Annotated in this window: 10 protein-coding genes; 2 read left to right on the top strand and 8 right to left on the bottom strand. The window is 69.8% G+C overall.

Annotated features, from left to right (window positions below):
* From ABZ848_RS49400 to ABZ848_RS49365, 8 genes are all read right to left on the bottom strand, one after another.
* Positions 1-96 (bottom strand): biotin carboxylase N-terminal domain-containing protein (locus ABZ848_RS49400; RefSeq protein WP_279617129.1); only part of this gene is annotated, 96 nt, incomplete at its 3' end.
* A gap of 21 nt (positions 97-117) precedes the next feature.
* A complete protein-coding gene (gene fabD, locus ABZ848_RS49395; protein ID WP_360843685.1) occupies positions 118-1,077 on the bottom strand; it encodes an ACP S-malonyltransferase in 960 nt (319 codons plus the stop codon).
* A gap of 82 nt (positions 1,078-1,159) precedes the next feature.
* A complete protein-coding gene (locus tag ABZ848_RS49390) occupies positions 1,160-1,798 on the bottom strand; it encodes a monooxygenase (protein WP_360843683.1) in 639 nt (212 codons plus the stop codon).
* Between the two features lie 116 nt (positions 1,799-1,914).
* Positions 1,915-2,574, bottom strand: a complete 660-nt coding sequence (locus tag ABZ848_RS49385) for a hypothetical protein (RefSeq protein ID WP_360843680.1) — start codon at positions 2,572-2,574, stop codon at positions 1,915-1,917.
* 32 nt (positions 2,575-2,606) lie between these two features.
* A complete protein-coding gene (locus tag ABZ848_RS49380) occupies positions 2,607-4,085 on the bottom strand; it encodes an FAD-dependent monooxygenase (protein WP_360843677.1) in 1,479 nt (492 codons plus the stop codon).
* 6 nt (positions 4,086-4,091) lie between these two features.
* Entirely contained in the window at positions 4,092-4,325 is a 234-nt protein-coding gene (locus tag ABZ848_RS49375) for a ferredoxin (protein ID WP_360843674.1), read from the bottom strand.
* Positions 4,322-5,620, bottom strand: a complete 1,299-nt coding sequence (locus ABZ848_RS49370) for a cytochrome P450 (protein ID WP_360843672.1) — start codon at positions 5,618-5,620, stop codon at positions 4,322-4,324. Before ABZ848_RS49370 ends, ABZ848_RS49375 begins: the two co-directional genes overlap by 4 nt.
* A 31-nt stretch (positions 5,621-5,651) precedes the next feature.
* Positions 5,652-6,365 carry a hypothetical protein gene (locus tag ABZ848_RS49365; RefSeq protein ID WP_360843670.1) on the bottom strand — a complete coding sequence of 238 codons (714 nt, stop codon included), beginning with the start codon at positions 6,363-6,365 and terminating at the stop codon, positions 5,652-5,654.
* Positions 6,366-7,193: 828 nt separating this feature from the next.
* On the opposite strand from ABZ848_RS49365, the gene ABZ848_RS49360 reads away from it, so the two are divergent.
* A complete protein-coding gene (locus tag ABZ848_RS49360; protein ID WP_360843667.1) occupies positions 7,194-7,787 on the top strand; it encodes an OvmZ protein in 594 nt (197 codons plus the stop codon).
* Positions 7,780-7,986, top strand: coding sequence for a hypothetical protein (locus ABZ848_RS49355; protein WP_360843663.1), 207 nt, complete (start codon positions 7,780-7,782; stop codon positions 7,984-7,986). The genes ABZ848_RS49360 and ABZ848_RS49355 overlap by 8 nt, the downstream gene beginning before the upstream one ends.
* The last annotated feature ends 141 nt before the right edge of the window (positions 7,987-8,127 follow it).

The raw sequence follows: 8,127 nt of genomic DNA, 5'->3' as shown, positions 1-8,127 counted from the left end.
GGCGTAGACGGCCACGCTCGCGATGCCGGCGTCCCGACAGGCGCGGGCCACGCGGACAGCGATTTCGCCACGGTTGGCGATGAGCACCTTGCGCAGCATGTGCCTCTACCTCCGGGGTCAGTTCGCGGGTACGCCGGCCGAGACAGCGTCGACCGTACGGGCGATGTCGTCGACGGTCCCGGCGGTGTGGGCGGCCAGCTCGGGCGCGATCCTCCGGCACAGTCCGGTCAGCACCCGCCCCGGGCCGACCTCGACGAATCGGTCCGCTCCCCGTTCCGCCATAGCCGTCACCGCGCCGGTCCACCGCACAGGGGCGGTGAGCTGGCGGCGCAGGACGGCGACGATCTCCTCGGCACTGCTCACCGGCGCCGCCGTGACGCTGGAGATCACCGGTATGACCGGCTCGCGGAAGGCGACCGAGGCAAGCGATTCGGCGAACTCGGCCTCGATGTCCCGCATCAGGCTGCAGTGGAAGGGTGCCCCGACGCGCAACGGCACCACCCGCCGAGCACCCGCTTCCAGTGCGTCCTGGGTCGCCTTTCGTACCGCGTTCGCCCGGCCCGAGACGACGGTCTGGCCGGGCTCGTTGAAATTGGCGACCTCGACCACCTCTCCGCTCGCGGCCGAGACCGCCGCGCAGACCGCCTCGACGGTGGCCGGGGCCAGGCCCAGGACGGCGGCCATCGCGCCAGGTGTCCGCCGATTGACCGTGCTCATGAGCCGGCCCCGCACCGCCACCAGGCGCAGGGCGTCGGTCCAGTCGAGGACGCCCGCCGCGACCAGGGCCGTGTATTCGCCGAGGCTGTGCCCGGCCACCACGTCGGCGTCCACGTCGTGAGCCCGCAGGACGTCGAGGACCATCAGGCTCGTGAGGAACACCGCGGGCTGGGTGACCGCGGTGTCCTGGAGCCGCTCGGCGGGCCCGTGCCAGCACAGCTCGGACAGCGGGAAGCCCATCACCTCGTCGGCGATCCCGTAGTACGTGTCGGCGAAGTCGGGGCGCCGGCCCAGGATGTCCAGCCCCATGCCGACCCGCTGGGATCCCTGGCCGGGAAAGACGAAAGCCGTCTGAGCCATTTCACCTTGTCCTTCTCTGTCTGTTCCGCGCATGCGAACGGCCCGGGTCCGAAGACCCGGGCCGGGCTTGGGCCTCGGTGCGTCAGCGGGTGACGGCGTCCGCGAGAACGTACCGCTTGCCGCCGATACCGCGTACGCCGGGCATCGTGATGGCCTCCAGGCACTCCTTCGGGCGGCTGCTCTTCATGAAGCCCTCATGGGCCGCCTCGTCGACCCACTCGGCCCAGTTCAGCACCCGCGTGCCGTCGAGGCTCATGTGGAAGTGGGAGGCGACCAGACCCGGGAACGGCGTGCCGAGGGGGCCGTCCACGAGGTTGTCGATCGACCGCCGCTGCCGGTCCCGGCCGTCCACGTCGAAGACGGGTGCCACCAGCGCCGTCGGGACGCTGCCCGGCTCCAGGACGCGGCCCCGGTAGAGCTTGTATCGCACCGGCTCAGTGGTGTTCTCGTCCGGTTCGCCGGGTCCGCCGGCGCGTACGAACGCGCGGTAGGCGTCGTCGGAGGTCCACTGGGCGTACGTCAGGACGTTCTCGCCCTCGGTGCTGGTGAAGACGCTCACGGAGAGGAACCCCTCGGGGAGGGGGCGGCTGCGGTACGGCGTCAGGACGCGCTCGACCTCTGCACGCTGAAGCTCAGGTGTTCCGACGAACAAGGGAGTGACCAGCGCGACCCCGGCGTCCGCGCGGGAAACGTCCGGGAATCGGGTGGGGGCAGCGGTCATGGTGGGGGGAACTCCTTCTCGCCGGAAACCTGCTTGGTCGTCAACCATCCTTACAAAAGCGGTAGTTGGACGAGTACGTAGGTCCCGGCAACCGCGGGTCGGGAGCTTCGGGCGCCTCAGGGCTCGATGGAGCGGTGCAGGTGGTAGCGGGTGAAGCCGATCGGCCGCACGCCCGGAGTGTCCGTGGCGAGACGCAGCGACCTGTGCCGGGTGGCCTGTTCGAGGAACGCGATGTGCTCGTCGTCGCTCGTCCACTCGGCGAAGTTGATCACCCGGGTGCCGTCGAGGCTCACGTGGAAGTGCGAGGCGATCAGCCCGGTCTGTTCGTCGCGCGGCGACTTCTCGATGTTGTCCGTGACGGAGGAGATGATGTGCCGCTGCCGTTCCGGGCCGTCGACGTCGAAGCTGGCGATGACGATCGCGGCGGCCGGCCCCGCCTGCGGAGTCAGCAGCACACTGTGGTGCAGGCGGTATTCCACCGGCTCCACCCGGGCGGCGTCCACGGGCAGACCGTGGACGAAGGGCCGGTAGCCGTCGGGCCGTGCGCACTGCACGTAGGTCATCACGGTGAAGTGCTCGCTGCCGGTGCTCAGATAGCACGAGAAGGACAGGATGTCCGCGGGCCACGAAGCCTGTTCCCAGGCGTCCGCGATCTCGTCGAGCACCACCCGGCCCTGAGCGGCATCCGCCACGTGCCAGTGGCTCATGAAGACGGTGTGCACGTCCTCGTGGTCGATGTCGGGTGCGGTGGCCGAATGGACCCGTGTCTCAGGCATGGTCGTCTCCTGGGCGTTCGCGTCGATGGCGCTCACTCGATGGGCTCGCCGAAGTTGCGGCGGAGGGCTGTGTGGAGGTCGCCGGATCCGGCGACCCAGGCCACGTATCCGTCGGGGCGCACCAGTACGGCGTCCGCGTCGACTGTCTCTCCGGCGGGCGAGGTGTCCGCCAGGTGTGCGGAGTGGACGTCCACATGGGGCGCCCACTTCCGGGCGGTGCGGGCGGGTTGCGGATCGGCTCCCAGGGACAGCAGGACGCCGCGGGCCGGGTGGAGCAGCCGGGTGCTGCTGGTCTTCTCCCCGTCGTCCAGCACCAGCGGGACGTCCGGCAGCCGGCGCCCGAGCAGGGGATGGCTGCCGGGACCGACGTCGTAGCGGATCTCCAGGCCGCTGACCAGCCCCGCCAGCATGCGGGCAGCCTCCTCGCCGCGGAACACATCGGTGAGTACCTCGCGCAGCGGCTGCATCTCGGGGCCGCCGAGGAAGAGCACGGCCTGGGCGCGTGTGTTGCGGAGCAATGCGGCGCCGACCGGGTGGCGTTCGGCGTGGTAGGTGTCGAGCAGGGCCTCGGACATCCGGCCGGTGACCACGGCGCCCAGTTTCCAGCCGAGGTTGACCGCGTCCTGGATGCTCACGTTCATGCCCTGCCCGCTGGCCGGCAGGTGCACGTGCGCCGAGTCTCCCGCGAGCAGTACGCGGCCCCGGCGGTACTCGGTGGCCTGCCGGGCGGCGTCCCCGAAGGAGCTGACCCAGAGCGGGGTCGCGGCGGAGATGTCGTCGCCGCTGACCCGCTTCCAGGCCTCGGCCACTTCCTCGAAGGACACCGGCTCGGTGCGCTGCCGCGGTGCCCTGCCGTGCTCGGAGACCACGACCCGTGTCATCCCGTCTCCCAGCGGCGCGGCCAGCAGCATCCCGCCCGGGCGGCGTTCCCCCGACCATTTCGGGGGCAGTGCCAGGTCCCGTACGTCGGCCAGCAGGAGCTCGGCGGTGGCGTCGGTGCCGGGGAAGTCGAAACCTGCGGCCCGCCGGACCGCGCTGCGGCCGCCGTCGCACCCCACGAGGTAGGGCGCGGTCAGCCGCACCTCCTCGTCCGGTGCCTCGGCGCGCACTTCGACACCATCACCGGTATCGGTGAACCCGGTCACCCGGTGCCCGCGCCGGATGTCGGCGCCGAGTTCCGCTGCCCACTCGCCGAGCACGGCGACGGTACGGGCCTGGGAGACGCCGGTGACGCTCGCGTGCCGTCCGTCGCCCACCGCGAAGTCGACCGGCACGCTGCCGAAGTGGCCGCCGGGGGAGCGGCTGAGTTCACCGAACCGGGGCAGCAGCCCGCGCTGGTCGAACACCTCCAGGGTGCGGGCGGTGAATCCCATGCCACGTGATTCGGCGGTGGCCCGGTCCTGCTGTTCCAGGACGATCACCCGGGCGCCGGCCAGCCGCAGTTCGGCGGCGAGCATCAGCCCGGCGGGTCCGGCCCCCGCCACGACGACGTCGGTGTCCCACGTCTGCATGTCGTCTCACCTCTCGTCTTCGGGTACGGCCGCGGAGATGTCCTCCTCGGTGACGGTGATTGCCCCGGTGGGGCAGCAGGCGGCGATGTCGCGCAGGCGGTCCCGACGCCGGTCCTGGTCACGGTCCTCCTGGGCGACCGCGATGCCGTCGTCGTCCAGCACGAACAGGTCGTCCGCCATCGCCTCGCACAGCCCCATTCCGAGGCACAGAGTGCGGTCGATCCGCGCGATGGTCGTCACGCCGGCCCTCCGCCGAAGGCGTCGCCGGCGGCCACGGTGTGCGGCTCGGGGAGTCCGGGAGCGGCGGCCTCGGCGGAGGTGGCGACGGGCAGGGCGACGAGACGGCGGATCGCCCAGTTGTCGATGTAACGTACGGTGTCCCGCGGCGCGTTGAGAGTCAGCTCCGGGAAGCGCTTGAACAGGGCGGGGATGGCGATCGCTCCCTCCAGCCGGGCCAGCGCCGCGCCCAGGCAGTTGTGCAGCCCGTGCCCGAAGCCGACATGCCGGTGGCCCTCGCGCGTGAGGTCGAGGCGCTCGGGCCGCTCGAACCGGCGGGGGTCCCGGTTGGCCGCCAGTAGACCGACGATCACCGGCGCTCCGGCGGGCAGAGTGGTGCCGGCGAGTTCGACCTCCTCGGTGGTGACCCGGAACAGAGCGGTGCTCAACGCGCCGTCGTAGCGCAGCAGTTCCTCCACGGCGGGCTCGGCCAGGAGGGGGTCCGCCCTCAGCAGCTCCGCCTGGTCCGGATGATCGAGCAGGGAGAGCACAGCGTTGCCGATGAAGCCGCGCACGGTGTCGCTGCCGCCCATGATGATGGCCGCGACGAGGCCGGTCAGTTCGTCCTCGGTGAGCCGGTCGCCGCCGTCACCGTCCTGGATCAGCGCGGAGGTCAGGTCGTCGGCGGGCCTGCCGCGCTTCTCGGCGACGAGTTCGGCGGCGTACTTGCAGATCCTGCCGAAGCCCTCGGGCGCCTTGTGCATCAGCGCGGGATCGGAGGGGAACGCCGCGTTGAGCGCGCTGACCAGCTCCCGGTGGCGTTCGATGCGCATGCCGAGGATCTCGCCCAGCACGCCGGCGGCGACTTCCCCGGCGAAGTCGTCCATCACGTCGAAGCTCTCGCGGCGTGCGCAGTCGTCGAGGATCCGGCCGACGTGCTCCTGCGCGGTCCTGCGCCACTGTTCGACCCGGCGGGTGGTGAACGCGCCCATCGCTCGTCGCCGCAGCCGGGTGTGGTAGGGCGGGTCGACCACCGTGATGCCCCGCTCCAGGATGGTGCCCTCGGCGGCGACCAGGCCGGCGGCCCGGAACTCCTCGTTGCCCCAGGTGGCGGCCTCCGTGCTGTAGCGCTGGTCGGCCAGTACGGCCTTGACGTCGTCGTAGCGCGTCACGATCCAGGTCCGTACGTCGCCGGCCGGAAAGCGGAACTCATGGACGGGCGAGTGCTCACGAAGCCAGGCCAGGGTCGTGTGCGGGTCCTGGTAGTAATCGGGCGAGAAAAGGTCGGTGGGCGGTCCCGGGGGCGTCGACAGCGTCATGGCTGGTCCTCTCCTGGTACGGATCTCGGGGTCAGAGTGCGTTCCAGACAGCGGAGGCGGGCGCGAAGAAGCCGCGCAGCGGGGGCGGGAACACCCCGTTGTCGGCCGCGATCCCCACCAGCCGGTGCACATACCGGGCCAGCCGTTCGACTCCTGCCTGCCCCAGAGCCTCGTACGGCTGCCGGTCGAGGCGTCCGGTCTCCGCCTCGACCTCGTCCCGTACGGCGGCCCCCCGCCTGGTCAGCCGTCCCTCCGCGTCCACGAGCCCGCGGTCGGCGAGCCGTTCCCGCCCCTGCGACCATTCCTTTTCCGTCCAGCCGCGCATCGGCATGACGATCTCCTTGGCCATGCCGTGCGTGCTGGCGCAGTCGATGACGAGCGAGTCCACGCCCGCCAGCTCGAAGTGGCCCAGTACGGCGATGTGCCCGTCGCCCCGGTATTCGCGCAGCATCGTCGCGGCGTGCCAGAGCGCCACATGCGGCCGGTCCGGCAGATCGAGCGCGGAGTTCGCCGAGTACAGCGGGCGTCCGGGGGAGGAGCACGCGTTGGCGGCAGCGACCGCGAGTTTCGTGGCCTCCGTCAGTTCCTGGGAACAGACGATCTCCGTTCCCACTAGCCGTTCGAGCGCATTTCCGACCGCGTCCTGGCGGGCCTGGATCGCATGCTCGGGCGATATCAGATCCCAGAGGGCGGGAATGCGGTCGGCGATGAGACCGGGCGCGAAGGAGTTGAATACCGCGGTCACCACGGCAGGGTTCACGGGGCCGAGCGGGGACGCGCGGCCCGCGAGGTAGACGCTCGAATGATCGGTGACGCCGAATGGTGAGATTCCGGTGAGCAAATCATCGGTGAAGTAAGGGATCGAGTGAAACGCATTCACTGCCTGTGCGCAGCGTCGCGCGTAACCAGAAGCCTTTTGCCGTGTGTCCATGAGGCCCTCGAAGGTGGGGTTCGTAGCCGGGCACAAGAATGCCCGCCGGGATGGTCACCGACGGGCATGGAAAGCGGAGAAGACGCAGGAGACCGAGAACGCAGAAGCTCTCGGAAGGGTGAAGGTGGGGGCGCTGTACAGGTCCGCGGCACCGGCTCAGCGTTCGAGCACCGGTGCCTTCAGGGCAGACCGATGGCCCGCGAGGAGTGTGACAGTCTCGGGCGCTGAGTGTCAACTCCCGTCTCTCAAGGAGGGTTTGTCACGTGCGCCCGCGCGAGCGGGGCGAGTGCGCGCGTGGGGCGAGCGCGATCACGGTGGGGAGTCGGGGCGTCACGGACTGCGTGATGAGCCCCACGCCAGGCTCTGTTGACACGTGCCGACCGGGTCGCACAACAATTGACGATTGTAGGGACCAATGACGGAGTGTTGGGCAACGGCGCTCGCCCTCGCGTTGGTTACGTCCTCGTTACCGCCACATGGACGCGCTGTGGATGCGCGGCAGTGATGCGCTGATGAAACGGCAGGTTGTTTTGGCGTAGCGAGGAGTCCCAGCCGAAGAGAAATTCTCACCCGTGATGCAGAGATGCGAGGCCAGTAGTGCAACAGCACCAAGACCGTTCGGGATCATGCGCCGGGTCCTTCGTGGGACCGAAGCAGAAAACGCGCTGTCCCTTAGGTGAAAGCCTGCGCGCCAAGTTACGTGATATCGAAGAAATCTATCGGGAAAGTGAAGACGAACTGGCCACGCCCAGTGGATGGTCGCTGGAGCGTGTCAGTGGCACCCGATCGGTGGGCATACGACTCGACGACAAGGTGATCTCGCTGCGCTCGGAGATCTCCGACCTGCTGTCCTCATGGGCAGGACTCGTCATGGCGGAGCGCCGCTCGGCGGCTGCTCACTGTGAGGGGGTCTCCGAGCTCCTCCGATTCCTCCACAGCCAGATCCAATGGCTGGCGGCGCATCCGGCGGGCTCAGATCTGGACGCCGAACTGTCCACGCTCCTGGAGTCCTCCCGCTCGATACTGGGCCCACGGGTGCACCGTGTATCCCTGGGCGTGTGCTGCCACCCTGGTTGCGGCGCGCCGCTGCACGCGAGGCTGTCGAGTGCCGGAGACGCGGTCTCCTCACAGGTGGCCTGCGAGATCGGTCACACGGTGCCGCCGGAGCAGTGGCTATTGCTGTCCGGTCGGCTGCGCCTGACATTGAGCGGTCGGCCGGGGGCCCGGGGTGAGTGAGCGACGCGGTCGGCGCACGGTTCCGACCGAACTCGCCGCGCTGGCCGCGGGGGTCAGCCAAGCCACGATCCGCAAGTGGGCGAGTCGGGGAAAGATCACCCGTTACGGCAGCCCGCAACGCGCCGAATACGATCTGGACGAGTTGTACGAGATCGTCGCCAACTCGAAGGGGGCAGCGGAACCCGGCACCTCCTCCTGAACGTTCCGCCCTCCACACCGTCACATCGGAGGCGAGTTCGTTGGTCGTTCGTGAAGTCCGTTGGTGACGTGTTGCAGGGCAAGGTCTACCTGGGCGGGGCACTGCTCACCGTGGTGGGTTACGTGCTGTACAGCGAGGTGC

Source organism: Streptomyces sp. NPDC047081 (assembly GCF_040643775.1).
Taxonomy (GTDB): domain Bacteria; phylum Actinomycetota; class Actinomycetes; order Streptomycetales; family Streptomycetaceae; genus Streptomyces.
The sequence above is the reverse complement of the archived record's forward strand: the minus strand, read 5'-3'. Positions and strand labels throughout refer to the sequence as shown.